The organism is Paraflavitalea speifideaquila (assembly GCF_032395985.1).
GTDB classification, from domain to species: Bacteria; Bacteroidota; Bacteroidia; order Chitinophagales; family Chitinophagaceae; genus Paraflavitalea; species Paraflavitalea speifideaquila.
On sequence record NZ_CP135920.1, the window covers coordinates 2,427,595 to 2,441,949 of the forward strand.

A 14,355-nucleotide genomic window follows, 5' to 3' on the forward strand; every position below is an offset into this window, starting at 1 on the left:
TGTTCTGTAGGTAATTAGAGCGTGCATTTCAGGTTGATGCCGAAACTGCGGGTAGCTGGTAAGCCAAATACATCCACACCTTGTACTCCATTGCCAGTACTCATACTAAGCTCGGGGTCATAGGGCGCTTTTTTAGTGAAGAAGAAAAGGTTGCGGCCTACAAGGCCAATCTTCAGGTCTTTGATGAGGCCAGCCTTTACTGGAATAGCGTACCCAATGGCCAACTCACGCAAGCGGACATTGGTGGCATCGTACATATAGTACTCTGTGATACCTGCGCGGCCGCCGACGGTGCCAAAGAAGATATCAGCAGGGATCTTGCCGGTAAATTTACCTCCGCTCGCCTTGGTGGCTGCAATGTCCACACCACCTCCATCACGCGCATCAGCAGTGGATTTGGAAACTCCGTATTCGTCCAGCATAGCTTGTGTAATACTCATGACCTTACCGCCGAACCGGCCGTCTATCAGCACATTCAGCGTAAATTGTTTCCAGGTAACCGTGTTCATCCAGCCCAGCAGGAATTTGGGTGTAGGGTTGCCCAGGAATTGCATAGCGCCTGATTGTGCAATGGGCCTTCCATTGTCATTCACCAGGATAGAACCATCGTCGGCACGTTTGAATTTAACGCCATAGATATCCCCATAAGAACTTCCCTGATGTAGTTTAAGCGCATAGCTGTTTACATTGTCTCCTTTGGGGGTGATGGTATAGTCACCTTTCAGTTGAGGGGCCAGTTCTATCAACTTATTCCTGTTGTGGGTAAAGTTGACGGTAGTTTGCCAGTTTAGGTCCTGCTGTTTGATAACCTGATAGCCGATAGTGGCTTCGATACCGGTATTTTGTACATCACCGGCATTCAAATACGCATTGGGATAAAGATACCCCGCAGATATGGGGAAATCGAAGTACTGATCTTTGGTGTGTGAGTTGTACCAGGTGATATCGAAGCTCAGCCGGTTGTTAAAAAGCGCCACTCTGTGCCGATCTCTATGGAAGTAGTCATCTCTGGCTTCAGTACTTTGTCCAGATAAGGACCGGAAGTATTGGAAGTGAGCTGACCCGAACGTACGCTGTTGACAGGTAAGGTGGCGTAAGGTTGTACATCGTTACCTACCTTGGCATACGAAATTCGGATCTTGGAGTAGTCAATGAATGCAGGTAGTTTAACCAGATCGCTCAGGATGGTATTCAATCCTGCTGAATAATACAGGAAACCCTTTTTCATATCGGGTGTGAAAGCGAGTGTGGAAGACCAGTCGTTACGAGCTGTAAGGTCGAGAAACACCTTTTCGTCCAGGTTAAAACCTACCGTACCGAATATAGATTGTAATTGTCTTTTAACACCTGTATTGTAAATTTTAGCAGCCGGGTTCAGGTTAATATTACCGATATGGAACTGATTGGCAAAAGCCAGGTCGGCATCTTTTGAATCTGCAAAATTGCGGTCCTGTCTCAGGTCGGTGATGCTGGTCCCTGTGGTGAAGCTGAAACCAACCTTGTCAGTCAGTTTGGTGTTGCCTACTACCAGCAGATCGCCGTAGAACTGGGTGCTGGTCATGTAATCATAGGTATAACGTCCGTTCGCATCTGCAAGCGTACCTTGTGTACCTGCATGCGCTTTCTGTTCGTATTTGTCCCATGCCTTGTTTGCGTTACCCCGGGCCTGCACACTTAACCAATCGTTAATGGCATACCGGAATGAAAGCGAAGCGATCAGGTTATCTCTTTTATTTTCGGTCACATTCCTGTTCAGTATCCAGTAAGGGTTCTGTTGCGAGTCCTGTCCAGGCAGGTTTTTATCATGATTCTGGATCCACCAGTCCTGCAGGAATACGTTACGTGTAGGAGAGAAGTATTCGAAATTATTTTTAAACTGGTTGAAATCAAGCCCCCTGGGGAACAGGTACAAACCGGTGAGTGCATTATAGTACAATCCTGATGTTGGGCGGTTGTGGGCGTTTTGTGTGGTCATCAATACGTTGGCGTCCACCGTCAGTTTATCGCCCAGCAATTTCGCGGTTTCCCGGAAGTTGAGGGTATGTTGATTGTATCGGGTAGTTGGTACAACTCCTTTATTGGTCGTGTTGGAGTAGGAGAAATAGGTTTGTGCTTTATCATTTCCTCCGGAAATATTGAGGGCATTGATGAAAGTGGTGCCCGTACGAAAGAAATCTTTCACATGATCCGGGCTGCTGCCTTTATCTCCCCAGCTATAAAGCGTGCCTGGTCCGGATTGTTTGTAATTGTATTGCAATTCAGGGCGGTAGGCAGCCCGGTCGAGGGTGAGGTCAGATGAAAAGCTGATCCTGGTTTGTCCTGATCTTCCTTTTTGGTGGTGATAATGATTACACCGTTGGCTGCCTGGCTGCCATAGAGGGCAGAAGCAGAAGCACCTTTTAATACGTTCATACTTTCAATATCATCGGGGTTAATGGTGCTAAGAATGTCGCCACCATCCCGGCCGGTTGAGTTGGAATTAGGGCCACCTGATTGTCCCCACAGATCACTGGGCTGTGCAGCCGTGAAGTTCACAATAGGAATACCATCAATTACATACAGCGGCTGGTTTTCACGGATCGATTTTTGACCGCGAAGCACCACCCGGGCAGAACCGCCCACACCAGAAGCGCTTCTGTTGATCTGCAAACCTGCTACCCGGCCGGAAAGCGAATTGATGACATTCGTTTCTTTTACAATAGACAGATCGGAGCCTTTTACCTGTTGGGTTGAATAGGTCAGGTCTTTCGCCTTCCGTTGTATACCCAGCGCTGTTACCACTACTTCATTCAAACCTTTAATGTCATCTTCCAGTGCAAGGTTCAGCGTGGCGCTGCTCCCAACGCGTTGCTCTTTGTTCGTAAAGTTGACCGAGCTGAAGATCAGTATATCGCCTTCTGTGGCATTGATCCTGTATACTCCATCGGCATTGGTTTGCGTACCCCTGGCAGTTCCTTTTACCTGTACGGATACACCTTGTAATGGAGTTCCTTTCTTATCACGTACAGTACCGGTTATTTCTTTGTCCTGAAAAGTGATGCCTTCTGGCGAATAAGGACCGGCAAAATTCGCATAAGCATGTTGTGCCGTTATAGAAATGAATGCTATTCCTGTTACAGCACACATTTTTATAAGGCGTTGGTTGATTTTCATACTTGCCCTTTATTGGTTAATAATGGTTTTTCTACCCCGTCAGGTTACCTGGCGGCAGGGAAGATGTCGTATGAGTAGAAGGGAAGTACTATGTCTGCGCTAGTTTTTTTGAGGTTTATCTCAGGTCCCACCATAACGGGGTTCCACCAGTGTCTGGGCCAGGGAGGAAGGCTTTCGCTTTTTCCACTGCTTTGGGATTGGTAATATATTCTATTTGGGGAAAGGGGAGCCGGCGAATGAACTTCTCTTTCGATATGGTGCCTCCGCTGTTATTGATCACTACCGGAAACAGTTTCGGATAACCCGTACGGCGGAACTCGCTCCAGGCTTCCTGCCCCTCTGGGAACATGGCGATCCATTTTTGGGTAATGATGCGTTCCAGTTTTGCTTCGGGGAAGCAGCCTCCTCCCATTTGATGGTGATGGTGCTCAAATACGGACTTCCTGCTGGTATATTGTTTTCAAAGTTGCGGGGATCGGTATAAGGTTTGGCTTTTAGCGTGCTGTTTTGTAGGTAGTCGTTTACGTTGGGAAGTCCATATTGCTGAAAGGAAGCAGTGATGCCATTGTTGTAATTTTGGGCGGCATTACCGGCTCCCCGCCAACCTTGCAGGGCGGCTTCGGCTTTTAGCAACCAGGCTTCGGCCACCGTCATGAAGGTAATCCGCTTATCGAGCCGGGCGATCTGCGAAAATCCAGCGTATTGCTCCTTGGAAATGATCTTGATGCCCTGGCGGATCCCATGATATTGATCGATGCCATTCACGGGTACAAAGTAGGCAGAGAGGCGGGGATCCTGGTAGCCTGACAGCATTGATTCCATGGGAGCGCTCATCCGAAGGTCAGCCCAGGTATAACACATGATGTTCAGTGGATGGCTAACCGGCGATATATCCACTGAAAAATATCCTCCTGGTCTCTTAAAAGCCCTATCGGATGATTTAAGGCGGCTTCCCTTCCAATTGGGCCTTTTGCTTGTCCACACCCGAAATGCGGATGGCCAGTCTTAAACGCAAGGAGTTGGCAAACCTGATCCATCGGGTATAATTGCCTTTGTATACAAGGTCAAATGACTTGAAACGCTGTTCAGCCTGGCTGTTTACATAATCTGTCAGGATACGGATGGCGTGGTCGAGATCCTGGAAGAATTGGTAATACACTTCCTGCTGTGTGTCATAATCCACACTCTGGTCAGGATTCGGCCGGCCATAGTGACTATATATGATGGGGCCGTAAATATCTGCCAGGCGATGCATGCCCTCCACTTTCAGGATCTGAGCCCATGCATAGAAATCGGGGTATTTGTTCCTGGCTTTCTCTTGCGCAAACACAGAGGACTTCATGACATTACTATAGGTTACATTCCAGGGATGATTGTTCCAATAAAAGATAAGTCCATAGTTGGAATTATTGTTGTTGCCTTCAAAGGGAGTGGGCGTCATCGTATAGCCGCCGAAAATATCGGCGTTCAAATTTTGTTGCAACTGTGCTGTAGGAGGATCATTATAAATGAGCAAATTGAGCTGTGCCTGCAATAAGGGCTCACCCATCAGCCGGTAACCCACGCTCAACTCTTCCTCCGTTTCGTTATTGGGATTGGTGTTCAGTTTTTCAAAATTCTTCGTACAGGCGCTTCCCAGCAGTATTGCCGTGAAAACCAGCCATGGTATGATATTGCTTTTTTCATGGATCACATTTTATAATCCCAACCGAAGATTGATACCCATACTCCTTACCTGTGGTAATCCGAATACATCCACACCCTGCAGGCCATTACCCGAGCCCATAGACAATTCCGGGTCAAAAGGAGCATGTAGTTGAAAAAGAAAAGATTTCTGCCAATAATGCCGGCACGCATATTTCTCAACCACTTCCATCGCAGGGGTATGCGATAGCTGAGGCTTAGCTCCCGCAGGCGGATATTGGTGGCATTGTACATGTACATTTCTCCGATACCGGCCCTGCTGCCCGTACCGGTGTAATAAGCCTGAGCATCCATTTTGCCAGGGAAGGAACTTCCATCTTCGTTCACGGCGTTGATCACCACCCCGCCTTTGTCTCGTGCCCAGGCTGTTGTTTCACTGACGCCATACCAGTCCAGTACAGCCTGTGTTACGCTCATGACCTTGCCGCCAAAACGACCATCCACCAGAAAACTTAGGTTGAAACCCCTGTAATCAAAGCTGTTATTCCATCCCAGGGTGAAGTCTGGATTGGGATTACCCACTTTTTTGACATGGCTTGTACTTTCAGTCTGCCCTGTGCATCTATCAGGTACTGTCCTTTTTCATTGGTGAGTAGTTCCTTATTGGCATAGATATCGCCCCAGGAGCCGCCTTCCTGAATAAAGGAACCAAACATGTTCACCCCAAAATCAGTAAGCACAAATAAATTGTCCGGGTTAGATCCGCCGCAGCGGCATTGCTGAGTGATATGATCTTATTTTTATTGGTCGCAAAGTTGACCGTAGTAGCCCAGTTAAAGGTGTTTTTGCGCACAGGGATGGCTGCTATGGTAATCTCCCAACCCTGGTTCTGGATATTGCCCAGGTTCAGGTAGTAACTATTGTAACCCGTACCGCGGGGAGCCGGCACTTCCATATATTGATTGTAGTTATTGTTTTTATAGAAGGTGATATCGGCGTTTAGCCGATTGTTGAACCACCGCATTTCAATACCGGTTTCCAGTGAACGGTTGTCCTCCGGTTGCAGGTAAATACCCGGGTAAGGCGTACGCTGGTTCAGGACTACCCGTGGAACGCCTGCCACCTGTTGCCTGATGAAATCCGAAGGTTTGGACGAATAGCTGGCAATATCATTGCCCACCCTGGCATAGGAGATCCGGGAACGCAGATAATTGAAGGGTTTTGGCAGTTTGAACAGATCACTCCAAATGACGGACACCCCGGTTGAGTAATAAAGGTAGCCTTTGCCCGCTGTTGGCGTGAAGGCAAAAGTGCTCGACCAGTCGTTCCGTATCGTTACCTCCAGGAAAATATTATTGTTGATACCCACCTGTACATTAGAAAACAAGGCCTGCAATTGCTTCTGTTCCAGGGAATATTGTGCATCCCTGGAAGCAGGGCTGATATTGGAAACGGAAAATTTGTTGGGTGCTATGAGTCCAGGTTCAGCATTGGGGTTGGTGCCATTATACGTTCGTTCATGGGCTTTGATATGGGTGATGCTGGCGCCCAGGTTCCCCGCAAGATGCAGCCAATGGTTAATCTTTCCATTGGCATTGGCCATTATATCGGAATAGAACTGTGTATTGTATTCTTTTTCCAGGGTATACCTGCCGTTGGCCCCTGCCACCACGATCTGGGTGCCTGCATACGCCTGCAGTTCGTACTGGTCCAATGATTGATCAAAACTGCTGCGATTCTTTAAGGAGAGCCAGCTGTTGGGTTGCCAGTTGAGCGCGAGTGTTGCCATGGTCCTGTAACGTGCATCTATACGGTGGTTACGACGCAGCGCCCATTCCGGATTTTGCTGGTCATCCTGGCCTATCCAGTCTTTGTCATTCCTTATATTCCACCAACGTTGCATGTTCAGGTTGCGAACAGGGTCAAAGTATTCAAAGTTGTTTTTATAATCATTGAAATCCTGGCCCCTGGGAAATAGATACAAACCCGAAATGGGGCTGTAGTATAATCCCGAAGAAAACCGGTTATTGGATCTTTGTGTAAGGAAGGAAATCGAAGCGTCTATTTGTAGTTTATTATTGAGCAATTTCAAGGTTTGGCGAATGTTGACCGTATGACGGTTAAACCGGGAGGTAGGCAGTATACCGCTATTATTGGTATTGGCATAGGAGAAGTAGGTTTGAGCTATGGGCGTACCGCCGTTTAATGAAATGGTATTGAACGAGGTGTTACCGGTTTTGAAATAATGCTTTACATGATCTCGTCCAAGAATTGGATTGCCCCAGCTACCAAGCGAACCCGGGTAGGGTTTGCCCAGGTTGTCGGAATAGGGAGGTATGGTTTGCCCATAGCGGAATTGCAGGTGGGGCAATAGCATGGGTTTTTCGATAGTGAGATCGGTTGAAACATCAACTTTTATTTTTCCTGCTTTTCCTTTTTGGTGGTGATGAGTATCACTCCATTGGCAGCCTGACTACCATACAAGGCCGCTGCAGAAGCGCCTTTCAGGATGCTGATGCTTTCAATGTCATCAGCATTGAGATTGAAATACCATCGCCACCATCGCGGCCACCAGTGAAACTGATATTATTAGCCTGTCCCCATACATCGGCAGGTTGAGCAGGCATATAGTTTGCGTAGGGAACGCCATCCACAATGTACAGGGGTTGGTTTTCGCGGGTTGATTTATTACCGCGCATGACCACCCGTACTGAGCCTGCAATCCCGGATGCGTTGCGGGAAATGACCAGGCCAGCAGTTTTACCACTTAGCGCGTTGATGAAGTTGGCATCCTTGGCAAGGTTTAGATCATCGCCGCCCAATTGCTGGGTGGAGTAGGGCAACTCCCTTGCTTTTGGGCAGCCCCAGCGCTGTAACAACCAACTCATTCAGCGCTTTGATATTTTCAAGCAGCACCACTTGCATGTTATTACCAGTATTAACAGGAATTTCATGGGTGATAAAGCCAACGGAACTAAATACCAATACTTCACCGGGCCTGGCATTGATGCGGAAACCTGCTTCTGTATCGGTTTGCGTGCCTTTGTTGGTATGTTGTATCAGTACAGTAACACCAGGCAGTTGATTGCCCTTGCTATCGTGCACAGTTCCTGTTATTTCTATTTCGGGTGAGCCCTGGCCGATCGCGTTAGTGGAAGGTGAATTGCCTGCTTTATCTATTGTCCCTACAATGACCTTGTTGCTGACACGGGTAAATTGCAGACCGGTTTGCGCTGACAGCAACGCCAAAGCCTCTTCAATAGGGGCTTTAAAGCAGCTTAGCGTGACCTTTTTTTTAGGTTGAGCTCTGTTTTATCATAATGGAAATTAAGCCCTGATTTGGTGGAAATTTCTATGATCACCATTTCCAGGCTTTTATTCTTTATCCGTAGGGTTATTTCCAGAATGGCCGGCAATTCCTGTTTTTGACCTTGCCCCATGGACACCGTATTCAGGCTGGCGGCCAGGATAAGGTTCAGTATGAGCGTCAGGGATCCAAACCATTTCAATATGCACGGTTTTACCCTCATACGAGCAGTTTAGTTTTTATTTACAAGATATACCGTGTCAGTTTTAATAGTGTAAGAGAGTGAAGTAGCGAGGCTAATGGTTTTCATTACATCATTCAGGCTTTCATTCCGGAAGGTGCCGGTATAATTCCAACCGTTTTATTACTTTGATTAATAATGGTTACTCCAAAATGGTTTTCTATATTATTCGATATTTCATTAAAAGCGGCATCTTTAAAGATCAGGTATCCTTTTTCCAGCCAGCTACCTCCTCTGATTTGGCAAAAGATGTTTTTCTGAGGCTGAGTTGCCGGCGATCAAAACTGACTTGCTCGCTGGGCAAGAGCATCATGGTAGATGCCTTGTTGCCGGCTGTGTTGAGATGGTCTATTTTAACTTTGCCGGTAAACAAGGCTACGGTTACTTTATTTTCTGTAGCATAGGTTCTGATATTGAAACTGGTACCCAGCGCAGTAGTAGTGAGGGGGCCGGTGTGTACCACAAAGGGGTGGGCAGGGTCGTGCGCCACCTCAAAGAAGGCTTCTCCTTCTTCCAGCGAGATACTTCGTTCTGTATTACTGAAGTTTTCCGGGTAGTGCAACCTGCTGCCGGCATTTAGCACAATGGTACTGCCATCGGGCAACCTGACCGTGTCTTTCACTGTGCGTGGAGTAGTGATTTCCACCAGGCCATTCCTGGTGGTGTGAATACCCCTGGAGGGTGCTGTGGTTTGTACAATTGGATCGCTCCCTTTAGGAGGCTGTTTGCGTTGATTGTACCAGAAAATACCCGCTACAATAAGCAGCATAGCTGCAATGGCGGGCAGGGCATAAGCACGGTTTATGCGGAATGTAGGTTGGGGTGGTGCTATTTGCCTGTCTATCCGGGATTTTATCTCGTTGAGCTGATGCCCGGTCTCGGTTTCGTTGATGACGGTGGACGTAGTTTGATCGATACGGTCAAACCATTGCTCTACCAGCTTAGCTTCCTCTGGAGTACAGAGTCCCTGATTGTATCGCTCCAGCAGTATTTTTACCTGTTCTAGATCCACCTGATCGTATTTTGAATAGAAGTAAAGTCGTGATAACCTGGAAAAGGTACTATTCCTGATCCCGATTTCTCCGGTTTTAAAGGGAAAAACTGATTGTCAATACTAACAGGATGGTTTTTAACCCGACATAGAACCTCCTTAATATTTTTAGTGCTTCAGATATCTGGTTTTTTACTGTTTGCTGCGATAATCCCAGGTGCAGGGAGATCTGTTCTATGGAAAGATGGTCAAATCTGCTCAGCATGAATATTTGTTTCATGCGGTCGGGCAGGTGGTTGATGGCCTCCAGCAGGTCCTGGGCCCTGGACTTATTATCAATAATATCAATAACGGAATGTGGCTGCGTATCGAAATGCTCGATGAGTTGCTGTAGGTATTTACGGTAATTGGCGTTTTTACGGTAGATATCGATGATCTTGTACCGTGCTGCCTGAAAGAGGTAGGCTTTTAGTGATTCCTGTAACACCAGCGTGCGTCTTTTTCCCAAAGGGAAACAAATAGCTCCTGAAGTACATCTTTACTGATCTCACCTGGCTCCAGCTTGCTGCAGATAAATAGGTACAAGGGCTTGCCGTAACGCTCATAAATAGTATTGAAGGCAGCGTGGCTATCGTTTTTGATCAGCGATACCAATTCGTTATCTGAATAACTGCTGAGCATTGTATGGCGGTAACAAGGATGGTTTTGGTTAAGCAATCTTCTATATAATTCCGTGCAGAGAAGAATTGTAACGAAATATAGGAAGAAAAAAAGGGATTTATTTTATTTTCTGTTATTGCTGCCTGTGATGGGCGTCATGATTGATTTGATGATTAATAGGATTTATACTGGTATGAAATTGAAAAAGTTGAGAATGATTTGAAAACCAGGAGGTAGTACTGCAGTTATTTACGCCAACTCTTTTTGAGCGATGATAAATGCTTCTGTACCCGCTCTTGGGTGGATGGAGTTGTAACAAGATGCCAGGGTTTTTAAGTTGAGTTGGTGCTCAAATAATGACTGGTATTCTTCCAGGGTGCCACCAAAAGGGGGACCGCCTTCAAAATGTGTATTGAACAATACGCCGACCAGTTTACCACTGGGTTTCAATAACTTGTGCATCCGGTCAACGTAAGCTGGGCGCAGGGTAGGTGTTAAGGCACAAAAGAAGGTTTGTTCGATGATGAGGTCATATTGGCCAACATGATCGAAGAAATCGCCGGTTATGATGTTTAATTGTTGCCGGTAGTTGCTGAACTTTTCTTTCAATTGACTGGTAAGCAAGGGGCAATATCAATGAGGGTGATATGGGTAAACCCTTGTTGTAACAGGTATTCGGCTTCATAACTATTGCCACATCCTGGTATCAATATCGCCAGGTCTTTATGAATAAGCTGGTCAATATAATCTTTAATGGGGGTGGATACATACCCAATATCCCAGCCGGTTTGCTGGTGCTGGTAGCGGTTGTCCCAGTAGTCGGCATTCAATGGCAAGTCGTTCATGGGTGTAAAAGTAGAGAATAAGGGGCAGAATAAAGGAAGGGTGCCTACCGTCAAAAAAAAAAAGGCCTCCGTTCCCACGGAGGCCAACCTTTAACATAAAACATCCATAATCAAACAAACGTTGACGAACGGTCTGGCCGCTGCTTTGTTGATGACTAATGGCAAGCAATAGCGGCGCATCTTGCTCACACAATGTTCTCCAGGTATTTATAACCTGAGCCGGTGTTTAGCATCAATATCTTTTCATGGCGTTGGATCAGTTGTTGATCGAGCAAATCCAATAGGGCTTTCCATAAAGCGCCGCCTTCCGGTGCTATTAGCATGCCCTCGGCTTTGGCTATTTCCTTTACGGCGGCGATCATATCTTCATCCTGTATGGCAATGGGCAGGCCGCCGGACTCCCGCAATACCCGTAAGATCATGTCTTCGGCAAAAGGATTGGGTACTGCGAGGCCATTGGCAATAGAAGGGCGGCCGGTATAGTTTTTGGCATTGGCCTGTACGCCATGCCAGGTATGTACAATGGGCTGACAGGTAGCTGCCTGTACAGCGATCATTCGTGGCCGTTGAGGGCCGATCCATCCCATTTGCTCCATCTCGGCAAATGCCTTCCACATACCTATCAGCCCTGTACCTCCACCCGTAGGGTAGAGGATCACGTCCGGCAAGGTCCAGTCAAACTGCTCCGCTATTTCATAACCCATGGTCTTTTTGCCTTCCAGGCGCCAGGGTTCTTTAAGCGTGGAAATATCAAAACACTCGATCTTTTGTTTTAACTGACCTACTTTTTTGGCGCAATCACTGATCAGTCCATCTACCAATACCAATTCGGCACCATACAACAGGCATTCGTCTTTGAACACCTGGGGTGTATGACTGGGTATTACTACAATGGCTTTCATGCCGGCTGCTGCACAATAGGCTGCCAACGCACCACCTGCGTTGCCTGCGGTAGGCACAATACAGGTATGGGCGCCTGCTTCTTTGGCTTTGGAAACCGCTGCACTCAACCCCCGTGCTTTAAAAGAGCCGGTAGGATTGGCTGATTCATCTTTGATGTATAATTGGGGTAGCTCATGGGTTGATCGCAGATGCTTTGGGCTAAGGATGGGCGTCATGCCTTCTCCAAGGCTTACAATATTAGCTGGCTCAAAAACGGGTAATACTTCCCGGTAACGCCACATGCTGGTAACCCGGTTGCGCAACGATGATTTGGAAAACTGGCCCGGTAAATCATAATGAGCTACCAAGGGTACATTACAACAGGTAGCATAACTATGTACTTCAAAGATGCTGTACAACTGTCCGCATTGTGAACAGGAAAGATGTGATAAGGAGGTAAACTGTTGTACTGTTTGCATGGTAGCGGGTTTAGACAATACAAAAGTATCCTTCACCCGGCAAGTACGCCATACCATTTGCTTATATACTATAACTTTTAGTTATGACCTAAAAGGTAAAGGGGAGCCTCCCTGCAGGGTGGCAATAACAAGGCGGCAGGGAGACTCACCTTAATGGAGGTATTAATGTTTGCTTTTGGAGTCGGTGCGATTGGTACTTTTACTATAGTAGCTGGTGGCCAGCTTAATAAATTGCAGGTTAATGCGATCGGCTTCTGAGCCGCGGCGTTGCACAAAGTAGAAGGGACGTTGTATGGATATACCGGGGATGGTAAGCCGGATCAGTTCTCCATTCTTCAGTTGCCGGGCTACTGATCGCAAGGGTAAAAAACCCAGGCAGGTATCATCCAGTAGAAAATTCTTCAGGGCCTCTGTGCCACCCAGTATGATCCTTTTTTTATATCGCCAATACTAAGTTTACATTTATGCAAGGCTTCCGTTACTGCCGATAAGGTGCCCGATCCCCGCTCGCGCAAGGCTACTGGTATCTTTTTCAATTCTTCGGGCTGGATCAGTTTCTTTTTGGCCAGCTCACTACGTGCACTGCACACAGGTATTACCTCATCAGTAAGAAAGTACTGATATTTAACTGTATTGATATTGTTCTTACCCTGAGTAATGGCCAGGTCGATCTCATGATCCAGTAATGCTTTTAGTATATTTTCTGAATTGCGGTTCACCAACGTGAGGTCAATATTGGGGTATTGCTGGTGAAATGCGGAAAATACGGGTGGTATCACATACAGGGAAATGGTGGTGCTGGTGCCCAGCGTAAGTCGCCCTTTGGCGATGTGCAGGTTTTTCTGTCTCGTAATATCAAATTCCAGCTGCCTTTGTAGTTCCCGGCCCTGAACTACATATTCCAATAGTATTTTACCCTCTGCAGTAAGGGATACGGAATTGCCTTTGCGCTCAAACAGGCTCACCTTATACTGCTTTTCCAGGGTTTGGATATGTTTGGTAATAGCCGGCTGACTGATGTACAACACTTCTGCTGCTTTGGAAAAGCTGAGCTGGGTAGCTACTTCAAAGAAGACCAGGTGACCAAAGTTGAGCATAGCTGTGAATTGTGAGTAGCCCCGAAAGCTTTCGGGAGTGAGTGGCCAATGATGAAATTACAAATAAAAAAGCGTTCCGTCAGCCACGGAACGCTTTTACACAAGAGGTATATGTATTACTCATGGATAGCAACAATGGGAATATGGCTATGATAAGCCAGTTTCTTGGTATGGCTGGTCTTGAAGATGCCACCCAGGAAAGAGTCCTTTTAGGGATAATGATGATCAGGTCAATGTTCTTGTCCTGCGCATATTGGCTTATGGCTTCGAGGAAGTCATACTGCCTGATGAAGAAGAACTCTGGTTTATAATCGGCCAGCATGCTTTCCAGGATATTGGCTTCGGCTTTGTATTCGTCGGTCACCGCTACATAATGCTCATGGTCTACGTTCACAATGTGCAGCGTTGGTTTGAAAATGTCCAGTACCGCTTTAATAGGCGCTACAGGAGTTGTAATGGCCACATCTTTCAGGTCGCTGGCCAATACTACATTTTTGATCTGGCGGAAAGCGGCATCGGGTGGAACGATGAGTACAGGCACCACGGCAGTATTCACCATATCGAGGGTATTGCTGCCAATGAAGATCTGCTCAATGCGGGTAGCGCCCGTAATGCCCATGATCACCATATCAATATCGTAATGACGCACATAGCGTTCCATATTTTCTACCAGGGAAGAGCCGTATTCCAGTACCGTATCTATTTTGGTAGCGCCGGCAAAGGGTTGAATTTCATCCTTCAACTGCAGCAGCGCATTGCCAAGTATGATGTTTCTGTCATTGTCACTTTCCGTAAGCAGGGAACCATCAGAACCTGCTGCTACTTTATCGGACACATTGTAGAGAATGATCATTGCATCCTTTACTCCTGACACAGCCTGTGCCGCGAATTTGGCCGCATTTTTGAAGTATCGGAGAAATCAGTGGGAACGAGAAATTTTTCATGTGTTCGTCAGTTTTTCGGAAGATACGGCAAAGTCATGAATCGTGAATATACACATTGGAAAAGTTTCTCTGGATAGCGAATGGCGGAAAGGCTACTGGGTAGTGGTAAGTA

General features: G+C 46.8%; 21 protein-coding genes and 1 pseudogene. All 22 read right to left on the reverse strand.

Annotated elements, in window-relative coordinates; translation table 11 throughout:
- Positions 1–14: 14 nt before the first annotated feature.
- The 22 genes and pseudogenes from RS881_RS16745 to RS881_RS16845 all read right to left on the reverse strand — a co-directional run bounded on the left by RS881_RS16745 (position 15) and on the right by RS881_RS16845 (position 14,173).
- Positions 15–977 (reverse strand): SusC/RagA family TonB-linked outer membrane protein, encoded by a 963-nt coding sequence (locus RS881_RS16745; RefSeq protein WP_315822121.1) that lies wholly within the window; start codon positions 975–977, stop codon positions 15–17.
- A complete protein-coding gene (locus RS881_RS16750) occupies positions 953–2,257 on the reverse strand; it encodes a SusC/RagA family TonB-linked outer membrane protein (protein ID WP_315822122.1) in 1,305 nt (434 codons plus the stop codon). Before RS881_RS16750 ends, RS881_RS16745 begins: the two co-directional genes overlap by 25 nt.
- A complete protein-coding gene (locus RS881_RS16755) occupies positions 2,179–3,153 on the reverse strand; it encodes a TonB-dependent receptor plug domain-containing protein (protein WP_315822123.1) in 975 nt (324 codons plus the stop codon). Before RS881_RS16755 ends, RS881_RS16750 begins: the two co-directional genes overlap by 79 nt.
- 115 nt (positions 3,154–3,268) lie before the next feature.
- Positions 3,269–4,014, reverse strand: a pseudogene (locus RS881_RS16765) (SusD/RagB family nutrient-binding outer membrane lipoprotein).
- Between the two features lie 79 nt (positions 4,015–4,093).
- Complete coding sequence (locus RS881_RS16770) at positions 4,094–4,846, reverse strand: SusD/RagB family nutrient-binding outer membrane lipoprotein (protein WP_315822125.1); 753 nt, start codon at positions 4,844–4,846, stop codon at positions 4,094–4,096.
- Between the two features lie 38 nt (positions 4,847–4,884).
- Positions 4,885–5,301 (reverse strand): hypothetical protein, encoded by a 417-nt coding sequence (locus RS881_RS16775; protein ID WP_315822126.1) that lies wholly within the window; start codon positions 5,299–5,301, stop codon positions 4,885–4,887.
- Positions 5,302–5,309: 8 nt separating this feature from the next.
- The gene (locus RS881_RS16780; protein WP_315822127.1) at positions 5,310–5,537 is read right to left on the reverse strand and encodes a hypothetical protein; all 228 of its coding nucleotides are present in this window, start codon (positions 5,535–5,537) and stop codon (positions 5,310–5,312) included.
- Positions 5,516–7,168: a SusC/RagA family TonB-linked outer membrane protein gene (locus RS881_RS16785; RefSeq protein ID WP_315822128.1), complete on the reverse strand. Its 1,653-nt coding sequence runs from the start codon at positions 7,166–7,168 to the stop codon at positions 5,516–5,518. The genes RS881_RS16780 and RS881_RS16785 overlap by 22 nt, the downstream gene beginning before the upstream one ends.
- A 44-nt stretch (positions 7,169–7,212) precedes the next feature.
- Positions 7,213–7,323 carry a hypothetical protein gene (locus RS881_RS59525; protein ID WP_350340220.1) on the reverse strand — a complete coding sequence of 37 codons (111 nt, stop codon included), beginning with the start codon at positions 7,321–7,323 and terminating at the stop codon, positions 7,213–7,215.
- Positions 7,302–7,640, reverse strand: a complete 339-nt coding sequence (locus tag RS881_RS16790) for a TonB-dependent receptor plug domain-containing protein (RefSeq protein ID WP_315822129.1) — start codon at positions 7,638–7,640, stop codon at positions 7,302–7,304. The genes RS881_RS59525 and RS881_RS16790 overlap by 22 nt, the downstream gene beginning before the upstream one ends.
- Positions 7,606–8,040: a carboxypeptidase-like regulatory domain-containing protein gene (locus tag RS881_RS16795; protein ID WP_315822130.1), complete on the reverse strand. Its 435-nt coding sequence runs from the start codon at positions 8,038–8,040 to the stop codon at positions 7,606–7,608. The genes RS881_RS16790 and RS881_RS16795 overlap by 35 nt, the downstream gene beginning before the upstream one ends.
- 35 nt (positions 8,041–8,075) lie before the next feature.
- Positions 8,076–8,306 (reverse strand): hypothetical protein, encoded by a 231-nt coding sequence (locus tag RS881_RS16800; RefSeq protein ID WP_315822131.1) that lies wholly within the window; start codon positions 8,304–8,306, stop codon positions 8,076–8,078.
- Positions 8,307–8,336: 30 nt separating this feature from the next.
- Positions 8,337–8,414 (reverse strand): hypothetical protein, encoded by a 78-nt coding sequence (locus tag RS881_RS59530; protein WP_350340221.1) that lies wholly within the window; start codon positions 8,412–8,414, stop codon positions 8,337–8,339.
- 133 nt (positions 8,415–8,547) lie between these two features.
- Positions 8,548–9,357: a FecR family protein gene (locus RS881_RS16805; RefSeq protein WP_315822132.1), complete on the reverse strand. Its 810-nt coding sequence runs from the start codon at positions 9,355–9,357 to the stop codon at positions 8,548–8,550.
- Positions 9,358–9,433: 76 nt separating this feature from the next.
- Positions 9,434–9,823 carry an RNA polymerase sigma factor gene (locus RS881_RS16810; protein WP_315822133.1) on the reverse strand — a complete coding sequence of 130 codons (390 nt, stop codon included), beginning with the start codon at positions 9,821–9,823 and terminating at the stop codon, positions 9,434–9,436.
- The gene (locus RS881_RS16815; RefSeq protein ID WP_315822134.1) at positions 9,805–10,017 is read right to left on the reverse strand and encodes an RNA polymerase sigma factor; all 213 of its coding nucleotides are present in this window, start codon (positions 10,015–10,017) and stop codon (positions 9,805–9,807) included. Before RS881_RS16815 ends, RS881_RS16810 begins: the two co-directional genes overlap by 19 nt.
- A gap of 228 nt (positions 10,018–10,245) precedes the next feature.
- Complete coding sequence (locus RS881_RS16820; RefSeq protein ID WP_315822135.1) at positions 10,246–10,620, reverse strand: class I SAM-dependent methyltransferase; 375 nt, start codon at positions 10,618–10,620, stop codon at positions 10,246–10,248.
- Positions 10,602–10,895: a class I SAM-dependent methyltransferase gene (locus RS881_RS16825; protein ID WP_315822136.1), complete on the reverse strand. Its 294-nt coding sequence runs from the start codon at positions 10,893–10,895 to the stop codon at positions 10,602–10,604. Before RS881_RS16825 ends, RS881_RS16820 begins: the two co-directional genes overlap by 19 nt.
- 131 nt (positions 10,896–11,026) lie before the next feature.
- The gene (locus RS881_RS16830; protein ID WP_315822137.1) at positions 11,027–12,259 is read right to left on the reverse strand and encodes a threonine synthase; all 1,233 of its coding nucleotides are present in this window, start codon (positions 12,257–12,259) and stop codon (positions 11,027–11,029) included.
- A 105-nt stretch (positions 12,260–12,364) separates the two neighbouring features.
- Complete coding sequence (locus tag RS881_RS16835; RefSeq protein ID WP_350340222.1) at positions 12,365–12,631, reverse strand: LysR substrate-binding domain-containing protein; 267 nt, start codon at positions 12,629–12,631, stop codon at positions 12,365–12,367.
- Entirely contained in the window at positions 12,604–13,299 is a 696-nt protein-coding gene (locus RS881_RS16840; protein WP_315822139.1) for a LysR substrate-binding domain-containing protein, read from the reverse strand. Before RS881_RS16840 ends, RS881_RS16835 begins: the two co-directional genes overlap by 28 nt.
- 79 nt (positions 13,300–13,378) lie before the next feature.
- Positions 13,379–14,173, reverse strand: coding sequence for a universal stress protein (locus RS881_RS16845; RefSeq protein ID WP_315822140.1), 795 nt, complete (start codon positions 14,171–14,173; stop codon positions 13,379–13,381).
- Positions 14,174–14,355: the final 182 nt, after the last annotated feature.

What these genes read in the sequence shown, in the direction of transcription:
- RS881_RS16755 (WP_315822123.1), bottom strand. Translation starts at nt 3,153, where the DNA reads ATGAAAATCAACCAACGCCTTATAAAAATGTGTGCTGTAACAGGAATA.
- RS881_RS59530 (WP_350340221.1), bottom strand. Translation starts at nt 8,414, where the DNA reads ATGAAAACCATTAGCCTCGCTACTTCACTCTCTTACACTATTAAAACT.
- RS881_RS16815 (WP_315822134.1), bottom strand. Translation starts at nt 10,017, where the DNA reads ATGCTCAGCAGTTATTCAGATAACGAATTGGTATCGCTGATCAAAAAC.
- RS881_RS16830 (WP_315822137.1), bottom strand. Translation starts at nt 12,259, where the DNA reads ATGGTATGGCGTACTTGCCGGGTGAAGGATACTTTTGTATTGTCTAAA.
- RS881_RS16840 (WP_315822139.1), bottom strand. Translation starts at nt 13,299, where the DNA reads ATGCTCAACTTTGGTCACCTGGTCTTCTTTGAAGTAGCTACCCAGCTC.